This window comes from Opitutaceae bacterium TAV5 (assembly GCA_000242935.3).
GTDB lineage: Bacteria > Verrucomicrobiota > Verrucomicrobiia > Opitutales > Opitutaceae > Geminisphaera.
In genome coordinates this window covers 5,141,252-5,158,953 of sequence record CP007053.1, presented here as the reverse complement: position 1 = coordinate 5,158,953, position 17,702 = coordinate 5,141,252, and the positions used below count along the sequence as shown (strand labels likewise).

Here is a 17,702-nt window from a genome sequence, read left to right as displayed (position 1 = left end):
CGGAACGTCCGCCACGCAGCCGCCTCCGGCCGCCTGGCTCGCCGGCCTGCTCCAAGCCACCGACTCCTTCTACCCGACCGGCTCCTACGCCCATTCGTTCGGCCTCGAGGGGCTCGTCCAGGAACACGTGGTTCACAACCGCGAAACCCTCCGCGAGTTCCTCCTCCATTCCGTCCTGCCCACGCTCCGCCAGGCCGAACTCCCGCTCGCCGCGCATGCATGGCGCGCGCTCGACCCGGCCGCGCCCGACTGGTCGCGGATCGGCGAACTCTGCGAACTCTCGTCCGCGCTCAAAACCGCCCGCGAAGCCCGCACCGCCTCGGAAAACATCGGGCAACAACGCGCCGAACTCGCCGCCCTGCTGCACGGCGACACCCGCCCGCTCGCCCGCGAATACCTCGACCATGCCGCCCGCAACGGATGGCCACACACGCCCGCCGTCGCCGCCGCCCTCGAAGCCCGCATCCTCGGCGCGCCTCCCGATGCGGCGCTCTCCACCCTGTTTTATTCGACGATCGCCGGCCTGCTCGCCGCCGCGATGAAACTCCTGCGCATCGGCCAGAACGGCTGCCAGACGCTCCTCGCCGAAATGCTCGGGCACACCGCCGCCACCGTCGCCGTTGCGCTCGCCGTCCCTCTCGACGGCATCGGCTGGTTCAATCCCTGGCTCGACATCGCCGCCGCCCGGCACGAAACCGCCGACGCCCGGCTCTTCATCTCATGACCGCCTGACGTCATGCCTTCCTCATCCGCATCCGTATCCATGATTCCACGACACAACCTCCCTGCTCCACCTTCCTCCCGCCCTCCGCGCATCGGCATCGGCGGTCCCGTCGGCTCCGGCAAGACCATGCTCTGCCTCAAGCTCTGCCAGCGGCTGCGCGAGCGTTATTCGATGGCTGTCGTCACCAACGACATCTACACGCTCGAGGACGCGCAGTTTCTCCAGCGCCAGGCCGCGCTTCCCGCCGAACGTATCGCCGGAGTGGAGACAGGAGGCTGTCCGCACACCGCCATCCGCGACGACACCACGATGAACGAGCAGGCCATCCGCGCGCTGGAAGCGAAATTCCCCGACCTGCAACTCGTACTCGTCGAAAGCGGCGGCGACAATCTCTCGGCCACGTTTTCTCCCGAACTCGTGGACGCGTTCATCTACGTGATCGACGTCGCCGAGGGCGACAAGATCCCGCGCAAGGGCGGCCCGGCCATCCGCCACAGCGACCTGCTCATCATCAACAAGATCGACCTCGCCCCGCTCGTCGGCGCCGACCTCGACGTGATGGCACGCGACGCCGCCGCCCAGCGCGGCCCCCGCCCCGTCGTCTTCTGCGACCTGAAACGCGAGCACAACATCGAGGCCGTCATCACGTGGATCGAGCGCGAGGTGCTTTTTGCATCCCGCCCTGCGCACCGCCCATGATCAGCGGCCATCTCGATCTTCGCGCCGAACTTTCCCCCGTCACCGGTCGCACCGTGCTCGCGCGCCAGTCGTTTCGCGCGCCTTTTCACCTGGGCAAACCTTACCACGATACCGCCACCGGCACGCTCATTGCGCAGATCGTCAACCCCACCGCCGGCATTCTTGCGGGCGACGAACTCCGTTCGGACATCTCGGTCGGCCCCGGCGCGTCCCTCCTCGTCACCACGCCCGCCGCCACCCGCATTTTCACCACGCCCGCCCGCCCGGCCGACAACGACAGGGCCGGCGCCTCGCCGCCCCCTCGCGTTGCCGAGTGCCGGCAACGCTTCGCCGTCGAGTCCGGGGGCTGGCTCGAATTCATGCCGGAGCCGCTCGTCCCGCACCAGCACAGCCGTTATCGGCAGTTCACCGAAGTCGATATCTCCGCCCATGCCGCCGGTCTGCTTTTTGGAGATTTCCTCATGCCCGGCCGGATCGCCCGCGGCGAGGCGTGGGCATGGGATACCCTCCTGCTCGACCTGACCATCCGCGTCGGCAACCGCCTCGTGCTCCGCGAGCGGCTCGACCAGACAGGCGCCGAACTGCGCCACCTCGCCACGCTCGCCGGTGGCGGAGAGGGCGTTTGCCTCGGCAATCTCGTCCTCGCCGCCCCGATCCTTGCTTCCGGCGGGGCTTCCCCTGACACCGATGACGCCTGGACCACCGCCCTCCGCCAGCTCCACGGCCACGACGGCGTATGGGCGGGGCTCAGCCGCCTGCGCCTCCCCGGTTGCTGGAGCCTCAAGCTCGTGGCGCCCGACGGCCAGCGCCTCCGGTCCACGCTGCGCGAAATCCGCCGTATCCTCTCCGCCGTGCTCCCGCACACCGCCGCCGACCTGCGCAAGTTGTGAGCAGCAGGCCCGTGGCATGGGCATCCTGCCCATGATTCCGTAGTGGCACCAAGAGCCGGGGAAAGTACTGAAAAGGGTCGGACGGGGTGGAAAGAAAAGGGTCGGTAAGCGAGGCCGCGGGAGGCCTGCGGGAGGCTCGCAGCCGGCTGGCGACGAGGCCGCGGCTCATGTCGTCGGAATGTAGATATCCGGGATGACCTGCTGGACGTGGATGCAGGCGGCGAGGTACTGGTGGGTGTTGTCATTGCCCATGATGCCGCTCCGGAGGAGGATGGTGTGCTGCCCGGCCGTGAAACGGCGGAGGGAGGGGGAAAATTCGAGGAGCGCCGGCGCTCCGTCCCATTGGAGGTGCCTGTTTTCGCCCGTGCCGCCGTCGATATGGAGCCAGAGATCCATGTCCACGTTGCCGGAGCCGTCCGAACCGGCGACCCTGGCGCTGGCATAGAGATAACAGATGCCGTCAGCGGGAAGGGTGAAGACGAGCCGGGCGATCTCGGAGTTGTAGTTCTGACCGTTGTAGGGAGAGACAAGCAGCGTGTCGGTGAAACAGGAGACGGGGGCAAACGCCCCTGCGACGGCGATGGCGGCCGAGCGGGCGGCTGTCGTCTGGCCTGCGCTGGTCGAGACCGTGACGGCGATCTTGTGGCTGCCGGCCGTCAGGGCCGTCGCCGACAGCTCCCGGACGTAGTCCTGGGGAAAGGGAAGGCTGGCGGGAAACGTGTCCTGAATGACGGGGCTGGCAGGGCCGTCCGTGCCGTTGGGGTTGATCTGGATCAGGGAGACAGTGACCTGGGCGAGGTTGGCCGTCTGCGAGTGGACCGTCAGGGAAAACGTGAAGGGAGCGCCGGCCGTGGCGTTGGCTGGCACGCCGGCAAAGGCAATGGTCGGGAGCGGCGGGAGCGGGGGTAGCGCCGCGAAAGCGAAGGGGATGGGCGCGGCGTCCTCGGCCGGGAGCATGTCGGAGGGCGTCAGCGGCAGGAGCTTGAAGGCGCGGGTGGTGCCGGGGAGAAAGACGGCGTGGGTGAGCGCCTCAAGATCGGAGCCGGGGATGAGCCAGGCTTCGGCGCCGGAGGCGTGGGCGGCGGGCTTGGTGCCGAGCCGGCCGCGCAGGAGAGTGAGCGTGCGGCGCAGGGGATTTTGCGCGTCGATGGCGATGGCGCCGATGCTCATGATCTCGTCGTCAATGACGAGGAGGAGGGTGTTGTTGGCCTGCTCGGCGTCGGGTTGGCTCTGGAAATCGTCGTCGGCGAGGTCGAGGTTTTGCGCGTCGAAGAGGAGGGTGGCCTGAGTGGCGGCGGAGGTGAGGGCGCCGGAGGCCAGGGCGGAGGCGGCCCAGTTGTCGGAGTCGGCGAGCGTGCTCCATGCGTCGGAATTGACGGTGGGGGCGTGGAGGATGCGGGTGGCGATGACCTCGTCGCCGGTGAGCGCGGCATTGTCCGGGTTGCGGGCGAGGGGGCGGCGGATGAGGAAGGCGATCGTCGCGGGAGCGGTGGGGGAAAAATCGGTGCGGGGCAGCTCGATGATCCTCGCGGCGGTCACGGGGTCAGGGATTTTTTGCGCGAAGACGGGAGGCGGCGCGGGAGGCGGGATCGGCGGAAGTGCGCCGAAGAAGCCGTGCTCGGCTTCGAGGGTCAGCGAGGTCTTGCCGCCGGGGGTGTCGGTGCGGGAGGTGATGCGGCAGTATTTTTCGAAGAGGCCGAGCGGGGGATAGGTGAAGTCGGCGTTGTGTCCGGGGAGGGCCTGGGCGCCGGAGGTGAGGATGGCGCGGGCGGGCGGGAGTTCGATGGTCCAGGTGGCGCTGGCCGAGGTGGCCGTGGCGGCGGCGCGGGCGGCATATTGCTCGGCCATGACGAGGTCGGTGATGGCCGGCATGTCGAGGGTGGCGGCGATCTCGCCTCCGTCGCGGGCGGCGATCGCGGAGGTGTCGCGGGCGGTGACGGTGGACTCGACGAGCTTTGCGGCGCGGTCGCGGCAGGTGACAGTGACGGTGTTGACGGCTTGCGCGGCCGGAGTGAGGGAGAGGCGGGGCTTGTCGGTGAGGTCGTAGAGGGTGATGGAGGCGCGGGGCGCAACCTTCACGGCGTCGTGAGGGTAGCGGCCGGGGGTGATGGTCGACCCGCGGATGGTCAGGTATCCGTCATAATAGGACAGAAGTTTTTTCATCGTATCGGTGACGGGCTCGGCGCGCAGGAGCTGCGGGGAGTGGTGGCCGATGTCCGCCATGACGGCCGCCGAGAGCGCCTCCCACTGCGCCGGGGTAAAATGCTCCGGGGGGATGCCGGCGCCGTAGATTTTGTTGGTCAGCAGTTCGAGGATGGCGGCGGGGAGGGACTCGCCGCGGGGGTTCCACGTCGTCGGGAAATTGCCGACCTCGGGCTGCGGGGAGCGGCGGACGAGGATGCGGGTGTTGGGGACGTTGGTGCAGTTGCGGCCGAAGTACCAGTTTTCCATGCAGCAGAGCACCTGGCCGCGGTAGGCGGGGTGCTCGTAGCCGAGGGCGGCCCATTTTGCGAGGACGGTGTTGTCCGCGGGCTGGTCGGCGCGGCCCCAGTAGAGGCGGAACTGCGAATTTATCGCGTCCTGTCTGAGGGCGATGGTGGCGCGCCAGTACGGGGAATCGGGGTTGCCGGCCGTGTGGGCGGCGCCGTCGTCGCGGCGCAGGCCGTGCTCGTCGGGGACGCCGGAGGCCGGCCAGACGATGGCCTTGTTGATCTCGATGGCGTGGATCGAGTCGATGACGCCGAGCCCGGCGATGCCGGCGACATTGGCCCGGTATTTTTTACCGTACTTGATGCTCACGCCGTGCTTTTTCTTTTTGATGGTCGTGCCGGTCAGGCCCGGCTTGCCGGTGGCGTCGATCGTGTCGGGGACGATCCAGGTGAGCGGTCTCCAGTCGAGGCCGGTCCACCAGGGGACGGGGACGCCTTTCTGGTTGGAGGAGGAGTCGGTCGCGTCCTGGTTGTAGAGGGAGGGATCGTCTGCCGCGATGTCGGCGGCGCCGTTGGCCATGCTCATGCGGAAACCTCCGGTTTCAGTCTGGAGTCTGGAGTTTCGGGTTTGGAGTTTTCTGAACCCTGAACCGGAAACCCTGAACCCTGAACCGGAGGCGGCGGAGCCGCCTCCATGATACGGGCGGCGAAGAGGACGCGCCGGAGAAAGGTCTCGTGCTCGGCGTCGTGGACGATGACGCCGGCGCCGTCGGCGGCGTGGGCGCACTGGCCGTCGCCGGTGCAGAGGGCGAGGTGGTGGGCGGTGAGGCCGGTCTGGATCGCAAGGAGGTCGCCGGGGATGAGCCGGCCGAGCGGGGGGACCATCACGAGGGCGAGGCCGGGGGCGGTGGCCTCCATGAGCCAGCGGAGGAGGTCGGGCCGGGCGGAGTGGTGGCCGTGGGCGAGGCTGTAGCCGGCGGGCAGGGACTGATCGGCGGTGGCGCCGCACTCGGCGAGCACGGCATGGATGAAGTGGACGCAGTCGACGCCGCCTTGCGGGCCGGGGACGGCGGTGTGGGCGCGGAAGGGGGTGCCTGTCCAGCGTGCCACGGCGGCCCGGAGGGCGGGCCGGCGCTCGGGGGTGAAGTAAGGTCTCCAGGGGGGAAGGATGTCGCGCATGGCGGTGTGTGTTGTGCGGGTGGATACGCGGTCAGCCTTTTTTTCCGATCGCATCGCTGGTGTTGTAGCTGGGGAGGGAGAGGTTGTCGGGGCCGATGTGGGGATGGCCGCCGAAGTTGATGTAGTTGCCCCGCGCCTTGCAGGCGTCGGGGGTGCCGTCGCAGGCGGCCATGAGGGTGACGGGGCGGCCGGTGAGGGCGAGGGGGGCCGGGAGGGCGCGGAGGGGCGAGCGGAGGGTGATCTGGCGGGCGTTGACGCTGCCGGCGACGGCGACGATCTGCCGCACCTGCCAGTCGCCGACGGGCAGGCCGGCCTCCGGGGCGAGGGAGAGGATGAGATGGCCGCGGGCGAGCGCGCCGGTCAGCCAGACGGTGTTGGCGGGGGCGTCCGGGGTGACGGTGAGGACGGCGGCGCCGGCGCTGGCCACGGCGATGACGCCGGTGACGCGCCAGGCGGCGGCGAGGAGAGTGCAGCCGGTATCACAAAAGCGGTGATTGCACACGCCGGAGAAGACGAAGCGGGGGATCTTGTTCTCCAGGCGACCGGCGAGGGCGCGGCTGGTGGCGGTGAGGGTGCGGCCTTCGGCGGAGACTTCGGCGATGTCGCCGGTGTGGAGGGCTTCGCGGGCCTGGGTGGTGGCGACGGGAGCGGTGGCGCTGGCTCCGGGGTCGGGGCGGCAGGCATGGATTTCGATCTGGAGGGGGGCCTCCAGTTCGCCGGAGGCGAGCAGGGAGAGCGGGTTTTGCGGGAGGTTGGCCGAGAGGGTGAGCTTGAGGGCCGGGTCGGAGAGGTCCGCCGTGCGGGTGATGGTGTCGTGCTCGATGAGGGACCGGGTGTCGCCGAGCCAGGTGGCGCCCTCGAAGGTGATGTCGGTCTCCCAGTCGGTATAGCGCCAGACGGGGAGCTGGTTTTGCGCGAGGCCGGGGATGCGGAGAGTGAAGGTGTAGAGGTGGGCGCGGACGGGTTCCGCGGCGGCCAGGGCGGAGGCTTCGCCGGGGGCCTCGGTGAGGGCGATCTTCGCCTCCGCCATTTCCTGCGAGACAAACGTGATCTCCAGTGATGTAGTGGTGAACCGGTGACGACGCGGGGGCCGGTCGGGGAATTGCGGGGAGAGGGCGAGGAAGGATTGCGCGGTGGAGGCGCGGGCGTGGTGGAAGTCGAGCAGGGCGGAGATCTCCTCCCGCGAGCCGAGGGTGAGGGTATGGACAAGGGTCTGGCGCGGGGGGGCCTCGGTGAGATCGGTGGCGGGGAGGCGACCGCGCCCGATGGTCTTTTTTTCAATGGTGTCGATGGTGGCGGTCTCGACGGCGTACGCCCAGTTGGCTTCGAGGATGGCGGGCCAGTTGTCGGGGATGGCCTGGCGGGCGGGGAGCCGGATGGCGTAGCGGGCGGGCGACTCCTCCAGGAGGGTGAGCGAGACACTGGAGCCATCGGCGGTGATGCCCCGGAATTTGGGTCGCGCCTTGAGTTTGCCGACGAGGAGAGGCGCGAGCGTGGCCGTGGCCGGCACGAGCGCCGGGTTGGCGTCGAGCTGCGCGGTGGCCACGACAGAGGGCGGCGCGCCGTCGGCGGGGATCACGAGCGTCCAGGCGGCGTCGAACAGGCGGGCGGCGAGGTAGTCATCGCGCAGGAGCCGGTCGCAGGGCACGGGCAGGGCGACGAGGGCGTCGGCGAGGTTTTGGGCAAACACGTCTTCCCAGTTGTCGAGGTCGGCGGTCTCGATGTCCCAGGCGAGAGTCAGCGTGTGCCGGGCAAGGGTGTGCTCCGGGCGCCGGCTCTCGCCCGCATCGAGCCGGGTGAGGATGCCGGTCTGCACCTCGCGGGTGAGCTTCGGGCGTGTCGCCCAGTTGGGCTCGTCGAGGATGATGAGGAGGGCGGAGCCCTGGTGGTTGATCGGGTGAATCATGGGATCGGATCGGCAATAAAATCAGGTGCGGAGGCCGAGGGTGGTTCTGCCGCCCTTGACGACGCGGAGGATGTGGGCGTCGCCGTCGGCATTTTTCCGGACGACTTCCGCTTCCTCTTCGCTGCTCACGAGGATGATGGTGAGGCTGGTTTCGCGGGCGCCCTGCGGGGAAGCCGCGAAGGCGCTGCCGGCGGCCTGCGAGCCGCCCGCGGCGGGAGATTGCGCCAGCGGAGCCGGGATGGCGTTGACGCCGGCGGCGAGATCGAGCGCGCCGGTGTTGACCGCATCCATGAAACCGACGCCGTATTTCCCCACGGCGGCGGCGCGCATGACGTATTCCTGATCCGACACGCGGATGAGGTTGCTGTCGCTGGTGCCGGTGCCGGCGCCTCGGATCAGGCCGCCGGTGGCGAAGCTGCCGGCGATGGCGGCCGACATCGCCATGATGGCGACCATCGACGCGGCGAAGGCGGCGAGTCCCCACGGCCCCATCTGCGCGACACATTGCGCGCCGGCATTGGCGGTGTTGAGGGCGAGTTCACCCGTCTTCTCCGCCTTGCGCTTCTGGCCGAGGACGGTCTCCAGGGTGAAACGGGCGATCTCGCCGGCGATCCACTGCGCGAACATTTCGGCGATCGCGCTGATGACACCGTTGAGGATGGAACCGCCGATGTTGCGCAACGCCTGCCCCCAGGTCTGCGTGCCCGTAATGAGGCCCTGAATACCTTGCGAGATGCCGGAGATGGCCGAGCCGAAGGCGCTTTGCAGGCCGGCCGCCACGATGTCGCCCTCGGTGCCGATCTGCTGGATTTGCGAGAGCAGGCCGCCTTCCAGGCCCTCGCCGATGCTGCGGAAGTGCTGGCCGTCGGTGCCGGCGTCCATGCCGGCGACGGACCTGCGCAGGGTGGTGATCTTCGGCTGGGCGGGCTTCGTGGCGAGCGAAGGGTTGTCGATCTCGTGCTGCGCGGCGTCGATTTCCGCCTGGATGCGGGCGCGATCCAGCGGGTTGGCGGCGAGCGCGAGTTCCTCTTTTTTGAGCCGGACGACCTCGGCAAGCGTGGTCTGCTGACGGGTGAGCAGTTTGGCATATTCCTCCGCCTTTTGGGCCGGTGAAATATCCTCGCGGAGCGCGATCAGCTCGCGCTCGCGGGTGATCTGGTCGAGGATGTTTTGCTGGAGCTGCTGCCGGGCGGCGAGGTCTTTTGCGGTGGCGGCCTTGGCATCGGTATCGAGCTGTTTGGTGATCCGGGCGCGGTCGGCCTCGGCCTTGGCGATCTGGGTCTGGAGGTCGAGCTGCTGCGCGAGGTGGCGGTTGACGGCCTCCCGGCTGTCGGGGTCGGGCGCGGGGAGCGTGGCGAGTTTGCCCTTGAGCGCGTCGATCTGCATCCCGAGGGCGGCGTATTGGCCCTGCGGTGACAGCTTCTGGAAGTCGAGATCGGCGGCGAGGTCCCTGAGTTCGGAGAGCTTGGCGACGAGGGCGTCGATGCGGGCCTTCTCGGCGTCGGCGGCGGCCGCGGAGTCGTTGCGGGAAATGGTCTCCTGGATGCGCTCCGCATCGGTGAGCCTGTCGACGATGGCCTGGCGCAGCTGCACCTCCCTGCGGAGGGTGCCGTACGTGGATGCCTCCACTTCGGACATATACAGGCGGCCTTTCGTGGTGCCGCCCTCTACGAAGGTGGAGGAGAACTGAGCCCGGAACTCCTTCAGCTTTGCCTCCGCCTCGGCGAGTCCCTTTTGCGCGTCGGGGAGCAGGGTCCTGGCTCCGGCCTTGTCGCGGAGTTGGGCGACTTTGGCGTAGAAGGTGGCCGTAGCGATGGAGATCTTGTCGAGGGCGTCCTGGTGGCGCTGCGCAGCCGCCTCCACCGAATTGACGTAGAGATCGGCGGCGGTCTTGCCGATGGCGTAGACGCCGAAGAGGACGGCGAGCGGACCGGCAGCGGTGATGGCGGCGGTGGCGAAGCCGTTCAGGGACTGGGTGGCGCCTTTGGCGAGGGTAGCCATCGCGCCGAAAGAGCCGCGTGTCTGGAGCAGGCGAGTGTTGAGGGCGTGGATCTCGGAGAAGGAGCGGCCGGAGAGGGAGACGGCGAGGGTGCGGACGGGGTTGATGGCAGCCATCGCCGTCTCGCCGAGTTTGTTGATGATGGCGGGGACGGCGACGAGACCGACGGCGGCGACGCCGACGCCGCCGAGGTTTTGCGAGAGGGCGGCGGCCGCCTCCGCGCCCGTCTTGAGGGCCGGGGCGAGCAGGGAGGCGAACGGGGTGGCGGCGGTGCGGACGGACTCGCGGACGGCGTTGACGGAGCGGCCGAGCTCGATGAGGGAGTCGCCGGTCTGGCCCGCCGTCTGGCCGGAAGCGGCAAGCTGGGCGTCAAACTGGGTCGCCTGCTGGCCGAGCTGGCGCAGGGCGCCGAGGAGAGCGCCGCCGGTAAGGAGCGCGCCCCATTTGCGGATGGCCACGTCGCCGTTGCTGATGGAGGTTTTGAAGCGGTCTGCGGCGAGGGCGTTGCGCGAGAACAGGCCAGCGAGCGGGCCGAGGCGCTGCTGGAGGCCGGAGAGGGCGTTGGCGGTGCGGTCCGCGCCGGCAGTATCGGCGTTGACCTTGACGTTAATTTCGAGATTGTTCCCGCTCATGAAATCCTTTTTGGCAGGGCTGGTGCTGGTGTTGCTGGTCTCCGGATTTTTTGTCGCATTCGCGGTTTATCCGGAGTTCCGGAGCGTGGTGATCGGCGTGACTGTCGGGTTGTTCGCGCTGGCATGGGGTATCGGGGCGCATTTGCAGAACAGGTATCACAACGAGCGTTGCCGCCGGGAGGGACGCAGCCCCTGGGCCTTGTGATGGCTGATTACCGGCGGGCGCGGCGCATGTCGGCCGCACGCTTTTCGGAGACGGCGGCCGCTTGCCTGATAATCAGGTCGAGGTCGAAGAGGGTGCAGCGGTCGAGGTAGTCGGCGCCGTATCCCCATTCGACGAGGCGGGTGTAGGCGAGTCCCCAGGATTCTTCGGACTCTCGAAGGGCGGCCTCCAGTTCGGCGGCCTGATCGCGCCGGGCGTGGCAACGGTCACGGTGGAGCCGGGCGTGAAGGAAGCCGGAATCGCGAACAGGTCCTTGAGCATGCTGCCGATTCCGGCCAATGATTTTTTTAGCTCGTCCCCCGTGTTGAGCCGGAGGGCGATGTGGATGATCTCCAGTTGGTCGGCGAGATCGAGGTCGTCGATCTGTTCGGGGGTGAGGCCGGTGCTGGCGGTGATGAGTCTTTCGACGAGGTCGAAGGCGCTCATGAGGATCGCGGGCAACCCGGCGGGATTGGCCAGCAGGACCTCCAGCGAGGCGGGGTTGTTGATGCAGTGATACGCAAGTGCGAGCAGGAACTCGCGGGCGGGCTTGGCCTGCATGCGGCGGACGTCGACGGAGGTAATGTCTCCCAGCGGGAGAGAGAGAGGGTGGCGCCGGGTGCGCTGTTTGAGTGTTTCGGACACGGGAGGAAAAATTAAGGGTTAAGAATTAATAATTAAGAATTGGATACAGGCGGCGGAGAAAGGGGGAGGGCGATTCACAGGCGTGCCGATAGCGCGCCCTCCCCCGCATGAACGACTAGCGCTTCGGCAAAGGGGGAGCCCACTCCTCCAGGGAGGCGATCCGGGCGGTGAGCACCTCGACCTCGTTGCGCAGGGCGCGGGCGTAGGCTTCGAGATCCTCGCGGGTCATGGTCATTATGCGATCGGGCGGTGATTCGGCGCTCATGGGTTGGGTGATCAGGCGAGGGCGGCGGTGGAGAGAGACTGGTAGAAGGCGATCCAGTCGGCGTCCGTGGCGAGGGGATCGGCGAGGAGTTGCCGCCAGCGCACCCAGGCGGGGGAGCCGGAGGCGTAGTAGGGGATGGTGCGCAGGCCGGCGCGCTTGAGAATGGTGTAGAGGCGTTGCGCCTGCTCGATCACGGGGAGGCCGGGCGCGGCCTCGGGGATGAGCGGCACAAGGCTGTTGATGCCGGCGATGCTTTTGCCGACCAGCGCTTCGCGGGCGATCATGGCCCTGGCGATTGCCTCGGCCATGATCTGGTCGGGGATGGTCGCGGCAATGGCTTTCTCCAGCACCTTGGCCGGGATGGGCGGGGGCGGAGGCTTGACGATGGCGTCGATGTGGCGGAAGGGGTCGAGCTTCCTGTCGATGTCATCGAAGATGGAGGTCTCCTTTCCGGCCGGTGCAGGTGCGTCGGCGACGGCGACAAGGGACACGGGCGCGGGATGATCGTCCAGGAGGGCGTCGGTGGCGATGTAGCCTCCGATGCCGGCTGCGGCCAGGGCGGCGGTGGCGAGGGCGGTGGTGGTCTTGCTCATGGTGGGCGGGTGCGGGTCTGTGGTGGAGGGGGCGGCGGGTGAGCGCCGCCCCCCGGTGGCGGTGCAGGTGCAGGGCGGCGGTTATTCGCCCGAGAGTTTGCCGGCGGCGCGGAGTTTGACCAGGCGGGCCTCCTGCGCGGGAGTCGTCTTGAGCTTGTTGACCGCGAGGGCTTCGACGCGGGCGAGCCGGACTCCCTCCGCTTCCTTGCCGGCGGCGGCGAGGTCGATCAGCTTTTGGTCAAACCATGCGTTGTAGCCGGTAGTGATGAGACCTTTGGCGAGACAGCGCGTGTAGTAGTCCGTCACCAGTTCGGGCTGGCCGAGTTCGGCGGCGCGTCCGACGACGGCAGTGGCGAAGCTTACGCCGGATGAGCCGGGGAGAGCCGCGATTTCGGCGGCGGTGGCATAGCGACGGATGTAGTTGTGCGCGTGCGAGGAGACGGCCAGCAATTTGGCCGCGAGCGCCCTGTCTTCCGGGTTTTGCTGCCACGCGATTTTGGCGGCAGTGGCGTCCTTGTTTTTCTGGCCCAGATGATACCAGATGACGAAGCCGCCGAGGTTGGGGCGCTCGGCGATGAGGGCGTCGATTTGCGGGATGGCGGCTTCGACGGTGGCGGCATTGGCGGCGTCCCAGGCGTCGATCGCGGCCTGGCGGGCAAGCCGGTCGGCGCGGGTCTTGGTCGGCAGCCTGTTCACTTCGACACGTGAGGCCTGGAGGTCGGCAATGGATTGCGCGAAGTCCGAAAGCTCGGCGGCGATGGCGAGGCTCGCGCCAAAGACGAGAGCCGGGATGATGATCATGATTTTTTTCATGGTATTTATGTGGTGTTGGTTTGGATACCCGGATTGCCCGCCGGGAGACGGGAAAGTCAGGAGATGATGGCGTCGTCGCCGGGGGTGTTGTCGCGGGGCGTGCCCGTGTCAGCCGGCGGTGGCGTGGCAGAGAGGATTTCGTTGGCTGTCTCCACGACGATCAGGGCGCAGACTACGTCCACGGCATGATCGAGGCGGCCCTCCGGCGAGCCGCCCATCCAGTTATCGAGGGTGCGTCGCAGCACCCGGTTTTCGGCGCGGATGCGCTCGATCTCCGGGCATCGGGCGAGGGTCTTCAGGGCATCGCGCAGGCTGGCGCAGGTGAGCATGGTGTCGGGTGTCATCGCGGGCGATTACGGGGTGGGCATGACGGTGCGCCAGGACGGCTCGACCATGCGCCAGACGGAGCGTCCGCCGGCATCGCGCTCGTGATCGGTGGGCGTGAAGCGCAGGTACTCCACGACGAGCGCGGCGTTGTCCGGGCGGATGACGCTGTCGACCGGGACGGCGATCATGACGGAGGCGATGCGCGAGTTGCTGTTTGTCCGCATGGTCCAGATGGACTGCGTGGCGCTCTGCTTCCGGAGCCGGCGCGGGTCGGTGTATTGGCTATCCACGAACCAGACGGAGGGCACGGGGCCAACCTGTCCGGTGACGACGGTGCGGCCGGGGTCCGGGCTGTGATAGTAGAGATACAGGTCCGTAAACGGCGTGTGTTCGCCGAAATTCGAGATGGTGATCTTGAACTCGAAATCCGTGTAAGCATCGCCGGGCGCGGTGTTGAGCTGGATCGTGCAGACCATGAAGGCCGGCTGCGGGGTGCGGGCATCGACGTAGCCCTTGCTGGCCGCATGGATGGAATTGGTCGGCGCGGTGGCCGGCAACAGGATATGCCCCTCCGTGGACCGCTTGACGAGGTTGCCCGTCGTGGCGCTTGTCGAGATGATGAGCATCGCCTGGCTCCCGACAAGATTTACCGTGTAGGCGCGCTCACTGCCGGAGCCCGTCACCTTGTCGAGCTTGCCGGCGAGGGCGGGCGTGAGGTTGGCGCCGGCGAAGTTGGGCGGCCAGACGACGACGCCGGCGTCGTTGACCATGACGGCGGTCGTTTGCGCGGCGGGGACCGCCTGGGCCAGGGCAGAGGACGGAAGCCAGAAGACAGAGGCCAGAAGCCAGAAGGCAGAGTGTTTCAGTAGTGTTTTTCTCATGACGTGGCTGGCTTATGCTTCGGGTTGCGCTTCCGTGACGGGCGCAGCGGCGGCGATGGCGGGGGCGTCATCGGTGCCGGCTCCGACGACGGGGATGAGTTTGCCGTCGGCGCGGCGGACGTGGACGGCGCGGAGGCCGCCGGGGCCGGTGAGGGCGTAGGTGCCTCCGGCCGGGGCGACGATGTCGGTGATGAGCTGGTCGACCTGGTCTTTGGTGTAGTAGCCGGCTCCGGGGCCGGGGTTGCTGCCGCCGGAGCCTGGGTTAGAGGGGCCGGTGGCACTCCCGGAGTTTTGACTTGGAAGGGCGGGCCTCCGTTGACGCTGGCGTGGAGCGTGGGGCCGGCAGCGAGGATCGCGTCGGCCTGCTCCAGGGTGAGCGTGGCGGTGTAGGCGCCGGTGGCCGGGGTGGGCGTCCACGCATCGAGCGTGACGAGCGGCTCGGCCGCGCCGGGCTTGTAGAGCCGCAGCTCGACGGCCGCCACGCCGTAGATGACAATCGTGCCGGAGGCCGCGCCGAGCGCGGGCGCGGTGCCGGGCGGCACGGGCTGGAGAGTATCGGGTGAGATTTGCATGGTGTTTTTCCGGCCTCTGGTTTCCGGCCTCTGGTCCTCCGGTCAGTCCCTGTAATAAACGAGGCCCTGGTCGTGGGTGATGGTGACGAGGATCTTGAGCTCGCTGAGGGAGTCGCGGGAGATGGTGGGCGGGCCGGAGAGGGACAGTTCGCAGGAGAAATCCTGATGATCCATGACGAGGGGCTGTTGCTCGTTGCCGTCCCAGATCAGGAAGCGCGCATAGCCGCTGTAGGAGCCCCGCGTGAGCGGCTTGACCGCTTTCAGACCGAGGGGGTGATCGGCGCCGGTGATGGCGGGGGCGGTGACGGTGGGCGCGATCTCGGCGACCGGCAGGGCAGCGGCGTTGATGAAGCGCACGAGGCCGAGCTTGGGGTCCACGATGAAGTCGACGCCTTCGACCAGGTCGGGGAAGGTCAGCGCCTCGATCTCGCGGATTTGCCGGGTGACGCCGCCGGTGGTGCGGGTGACGGGATACCAGAGGTTGTGAATGGCCGGCGCCTGGACGCTGAAGACGAGCGGATCGACCTCGGTGGCAGGGAGCGCAAGCTGGGTGAAGGGATCGGTGTCCTCGCCGAGGAGGGCGAAGCGGATCTTGCGGGCGTCGGAAAACTCGTTCGTGGCGAGATCGTAGCCGTGCTTCATGATGCCGGGGATGTTGCGGGCGAGGAAGGACCGGCCCCGGTAGGATTTTATCACTTCGGTCTTGGCGACTTCGGCCTTGAACTCGGCGCCGTTGAAGCAGCCCATGTCGAGGTAGCCTCGGGCGAGCGCCTGGGCGCGGGTGGTGGCTCCGGCGGAAAACAGGAGCTGGACGGTGCCGACGAGGTCGGCAGTCGTGTGATGGAGCGTTTCAGGATTGAGCGGCATGGCAGTGTGTGTGTTGGCGGTTGGCGTGAATCCCGACGTATCGGGAAATTTGTTACGGAGCGGGATCGGGAGCCGCGGGGCTCCGGGAGAGCGTGATCTCGGTGGAGGTGTTGACGTGGTAGACGACGAGCATGTCGTCGGGGACCAGTTCGTAGGGCACTTTCGGGTCGAGGGTGATCTCGTGGAGGCCGGGGCGGCGGGGCTGGCCGGCGGGTTGAAATCCGTTGGGCGCCCGGTGCAGGACGGGGAGCAGTTCCGCCACGACATCGAGGGCGGCGAGGCCGGTTTTGTTCATGCCGCCGTTTTCCACGACTTCGACGACGATCCGGGGGCGGATGCGGATGGTGGTGTCGATGGAGGCGGTGAGGGGCTCGGCGTCCGGGGTGAGCACGATCACGGCGAGGCCGAGTTTCCCCACCGCCTGTTTGACCATCGAGACGATGTTGCCTCTGGATTCGCAGATCGCGGTGATGCCCTTGCCGGCGAGGAGCGGGATGGCGTCGATGAGGCCGGCGGCGTGGGTGGTGAGTTGCGAAGTTTTTGCATGGTCAGAGGAGCGAGGTCTTGTCGCGGGTGAAGTTGAGGGGGGTGTGGCTGACGAGGATCGCGCCGGCGCCGGCGGGCATTTTTTCCGGGCCGGCCACGGGCGGGGCCTCCACGGAGATGCGGCAGGCGGCCACGTCGCGCATGGCCGTCATGGCCTGGTTGTATTCGTTGACGCGGCCGTCGCTGAGGAGGCCGACCTCGGGGAAGCGGGTGAGGAGCCGGTGACGGGCGATGACCATCGCGTCGCCGACGAGTTGCTCGGGCAGCGTGCCGGCGGGGCCGAGGGTGTTGCGCGAACAGCCCGCGATGTAGCCGCGGACGGTCTGCACGACGTTGGCGAGGGTGCCGGGCACGGGATCGCCGGCGCCGTCTTCCAGGGCCACGGTGCGCACGCTGTCGATTTCCGTGCCGGTGAGCACGGTGCGCAGATCGTCTTCGGTGATTGTTCTCCAGGACATGTGGTTGACGGGGGATGGGCCTCATGGGGCGGAAGGCCCCATGAGGCCAATGAGGTTTAGCCCTGGGCGGGCGCGGGCTGCTCGATCTTGAGGAGCTGGGCGGCGAGGGTGTTGGTGATCTTCACGTCGTGCGACCAGTCGAGCTTGGCGACCTCGACGCGACCGTCGTCGCGGGCGTAGGTGCCGGGCTTCATCCACCGTCCGCGCAGACGGAAGGTTTTCATGAAGGACGGATCATGGCGCGTGGGGTGTGAACTGGCCGCGAAGACGATCAGCGATTCGTCCAGGAGGAAGTCCACGTCGGCGGGTTTGCCCTCGGGGGCTTCATCGGCCACCATCATCGAGAGCTTGATCTCGGGCTTGGCGATGAAGAGCGAGAGGAGGTCGTCGATGGTGGGGTTGACGGCTTCCTTCTTGCTGCCGGCGCCGAGGAAGCGGCCCTTGACGCTCTTGTGGTTCTTGAGGCGGCGGAAGAAGGTCGGACCGAAGAGCATGCGGACGCCGAGGAGCGAGCCGTAGCGGGCGGCCTTGATGACCTGGATGATGCGCTCGTCGATCTGGTCGATCACGTCGGCATCGGCCGCGAAATCGAGGTTGGCGAGGCCGGGCGTGAGGAGTTGCAGGGCGGTGTCGATGGTCTCCTTCTCATGGGAGAGGGAGCCGACGGCGGCGCCGAGATCGGCGGCCTCGCGGAGGCTGTTCTCCATCGTGTTCTCGTCGTCGGTCTCGATGATGTCGACCGGCACGTCGAGGGCGTGAGGCGAGCAGTTGTATTGGGCGTCGGTGGCTTCCCAGCCGATTTCGACGGCGCGACCGTTGATGGCGCGGCGGGTGTTGGGAACGCGGAAGCGGCGCTTGTCGTCATACACCTTGTAGTAGGCGATGGGTTTGGCGACCTCGACGGTCGGGGCGAGGAAGTCGGCGACAGGGGCGGCGGCGGATTGCGCGGCGCCCTGGGCGTATTCCTGGATCGTGCTCTTGGAGACGATGGTAGAGAGGCGTGAAGGCATTTTGATGAAGAGTTAAAAATCAGGTTGTGAATGGATAATTGGATACGGCAGGAGGACGGGCTCCG

General features: G+C 67.9%; 19 protein-coding genes. 5 read left to right on the top strand and 14 right to left on the bottom strand.

The window, feature by feature from the left end; genetic code table 11:
• Positions 1 to 46 precede the first annotated feature (46 nt).
• From OPIT5_21915 to OPIT5_21905, 3 genes are read left to right on the top strand one after another with little or no spacing between them, the layout of a single operon-like run.
• Positions 47 to 724, top strand: a complete 678-nt coding sequence (locus OPIT5_21915; GenBank protein ID AHF92499.1) for an urease accessory protein UreF — start codon at positions 47 to 49, stop codon at positions 722 to 724.
• A gap of 39 nt (positions 725 to 763) precedes the next feature.
• On the top strand, positions 764 to 1,423 hold the full coding sequence (locus tag OPIT5_21910; GenBank protein AHF92498.1) for an urease accessory protein UreG: 660 nt from the start codon (positions 764 to 766) through the stop codon (positions 1,421 to 1,423).
• Positions 1,420 to 2,313: an urease accessory protein UreD gene (locus tag OPIT5_21905; GenBank protein ID AHF92497.1), complete on the top strand. Its 894-nt coding sequence runs from the start codon at positions 1,420 to 1,422 to the stop codon at positions 2,311 to 2,313. Before OPIT5_21910 ends, OPIT5_21905 begins: the two co-directional genes overlap by 4 nt.
• A 165-nt stretch (positions 2,314 to 2,478) precedes the next feature.
• Here OPIT5_21905 and OPIT5_21900 read toward each other — a convergent pair whose 3' ends face one another.
• Genes OPIT5_21900 through OPIT5_21885 form a run of 4 tightly spaced genes read right to left on the bottom strand, consistent with a single transcriptional unit; the run spans position 2,479 to position 10,458 of the window.
• A complete protein-coding gene (locus tag OPIT5_21900) occupies positions 2,479 to 5,328 on the bottom strand; it encodes a hypothetical protein (GenBank protein ID AHF94611.1) in 2,850 nt (949 codons plus the stop codon).
• A complete protein-coding gene (locus tag OPIT5_21895; GenBank protein AHF92496.1) occupies positions 5,325 to 5,921 on the bottom strand; it encodes a hypothetical protein in 597 nt (198 codons plus the stop codon). Before OPIT5_21895 ends, OPIT5_21900 begins: the two co-directional genes overlap by 4 nt.
• 31 nt (positions 5,922 to 5,952) lie before the next feature.
• On the bottom strand, positions 5,953 to 7,827 hold the full coding sequence (locus OPIT5_21890) for a hypothetical protein (protein ID AHF94610.1): 1,875 nt from the start codon (positions 7,825 to 7,827) through the stop codon (positions 5,953 to 5,955).
• Between the two features lie 21 nt (positions 7,828 to 7,848).
• On the bottom strand, positions 7,849 to 10,458 hold the full coding sequence (locus OPIT5_21885; GenBank protein AHF94609.1) for a hypothetical protein: 2,610 nt from the start codon (positions 10,456 to 10,458) through the stop codon (positions 7,849 to 7,851).
• On the opposite strand from OPIT5_21885, the gene OPIT5_21880 reads away from it, so the two are divergent.
• Complete coding sequence (locus tag OPIT5_21880; protein AHF94608.1) at positions 10,457 to 10,663, top strand: hypothetical protein; 207 nt, start codon at positions 10,457 to 10,459, stop codon at positions 10,661 to 10,663. The two genes, OPIT5_21885 and OPIT5_21880, sit on opposite strands and share 2 nt — an antisense overlap.
• A 72-nt stretch (positions 10,664 to 10,735) precedes the next feature.
• Here OPIT5_21880 and OPIT5_21875 read toward each other — a convergent pair whose 3' ends face one another.
• The 6 genes from OPIT5_21875 to OPIT5_21850 form a co-directional block, all read right to left on the bottom strand.
• Positions 10,736 to 11,305 (bottom strand): hypothetical protein, encoded by a 570-nt coding sequence (locus tag OPIT5_21875; protein ID AHF94607.1) that lies wholly within the window; start codon positions 11,303 to 11,305, stop codon positions 10,736 to 10,738.
• A 115-nt stretch (positions 11,306 to 11,420) separates the two neighbouring features.
• Positions 11,421 to 11,570 (bottom strand): hypothetical protein, encoded by a 150-nt coding sequence (locus OPIT5_21870; GenBank protein ID AHF92495.1) that lies wholly within the window; start codon positions 11,568 to 11,570, stop codon positions 11,421 to 11,423.
• 11 nt (positions 11,571 to 11,581) lie between these two features.
• Positions 11,582 to 12,163: a hypothetical protein gene (locus tag OPIT5_21865; protein ID AHF92494.1), complete on the bottom strand. Its 582-nt coding sequence runs from the start codon at positions 12,161 to 12,163 to the stop codon at positions 11,582 to 11,584.
• Positions 12,164 to 12,244: 81 nt separating this feature from the next.
• A complete protein-coding gene (locus OPIT5_21860) occupies positions 12,245 to 12,976 on the bottom strand; it encodes a hypothetical protein (protein AHF92493.1) in 732 nt (243 codons plus the stop codon).
• Positions 12,977 to 13,032: 56 nt separating this feature from the next.
• A complete protein-coding gene (locus OPIT5_21855) occupies positions 13,033 to 13,320 on the bottom strand; it encodes a hypothetical protein (protein ID AHF94606.1) in 288 nt (95 codons plus the stop codon).
• A 9-nt stretch (positions 13,321 to 13,329) separates the two neighbouring features.
• Positions 13,330 to 14,184 (bottom strand): hypothetical protein, encoded by an 855-nt coding sequence (locus OPIT5_21850; protein AHF92492.1) that lies wholly within the window; start codon positions 14,182 to 14,184, stop codon positions 13,330 to 13,332.
• Positions 14,185 to 14,187: 3 nt separating this feature from the next.
• Between OPIT5_21850 and OPIT5_21845 the strand changes: the two genes are divergently transcribed.
• Positions 14,188 to 14,574 (top strand): hypothetical protein, encoded by a 387-nt coding sequence (locus OPIT5_21845; GenBank protein ID AHF94605.1) that lies wholly within the window; start codon positions 14,188 to 14,190, stop codon positions 14,572 to 14,574.
• A gap of 224 nt (positions 14,575 to 14,798) precedes the next feature.
• Here OPIT5_21845 and OPIT5_21840 read toward each other — a convergent pair whose 3' ends face one another.
• The 4 genes from OPIT5_21840 to OPIT5_21825 form a co-directional block, all read right to left on the bottom strand.
• Positions 14,799 to 15,623, bottom strand: a complete 825-nt coding sequence (locus tag OPIT5_21840; protein AHF92491.1) for a hypothetical protein — start codon at positions 15,621 to 15,623, stop codon at positions 14,799 to 14,801.
• 52 nt (positions 15,624 to 15,675) lie between these two features.
• The gene (locus tag OPIT5_21835) at positions 15,676 to 16,056 is read right to left on the bottom strand and encodes a hypothetical protein (protein AHF94604.1); all 381 of its coding nucleotides are present in this window, start codon (positions 16,054 to 16,056) and stop codon (positions 15,676 to 15,678) included.
• Between the two features lie 115 nt (positions 16,057 to 16,171).
• Positions 16,172 to 16,627 carry a hypothetical protein gene (locus OPIT5_21830; GenBank protein ID AHF94603.1) on the bottom strand — a complete coding sequence of 152 codons (456 nt, stop codon included), beginning with the start codon at positions 16,625 to 16,627 and terminating at the stop codon, positions 16,172 to 16,174.
• Positions 16,628 to 16,683: 56 nt separating this feature from the next.
• Positions 16,684 to 17,637, bottom strand: a complete 954-nt coding sequence (locus OPIT5_21825; protein AHF94602.1) for a hypothetical protein — start codon at positions 17,635 to 17,637, stop codon at positions 16,684 to 16,686.
• Between the last annotated feature and the right edge of the window lie 65 nt (positions 17,638 to 17,702).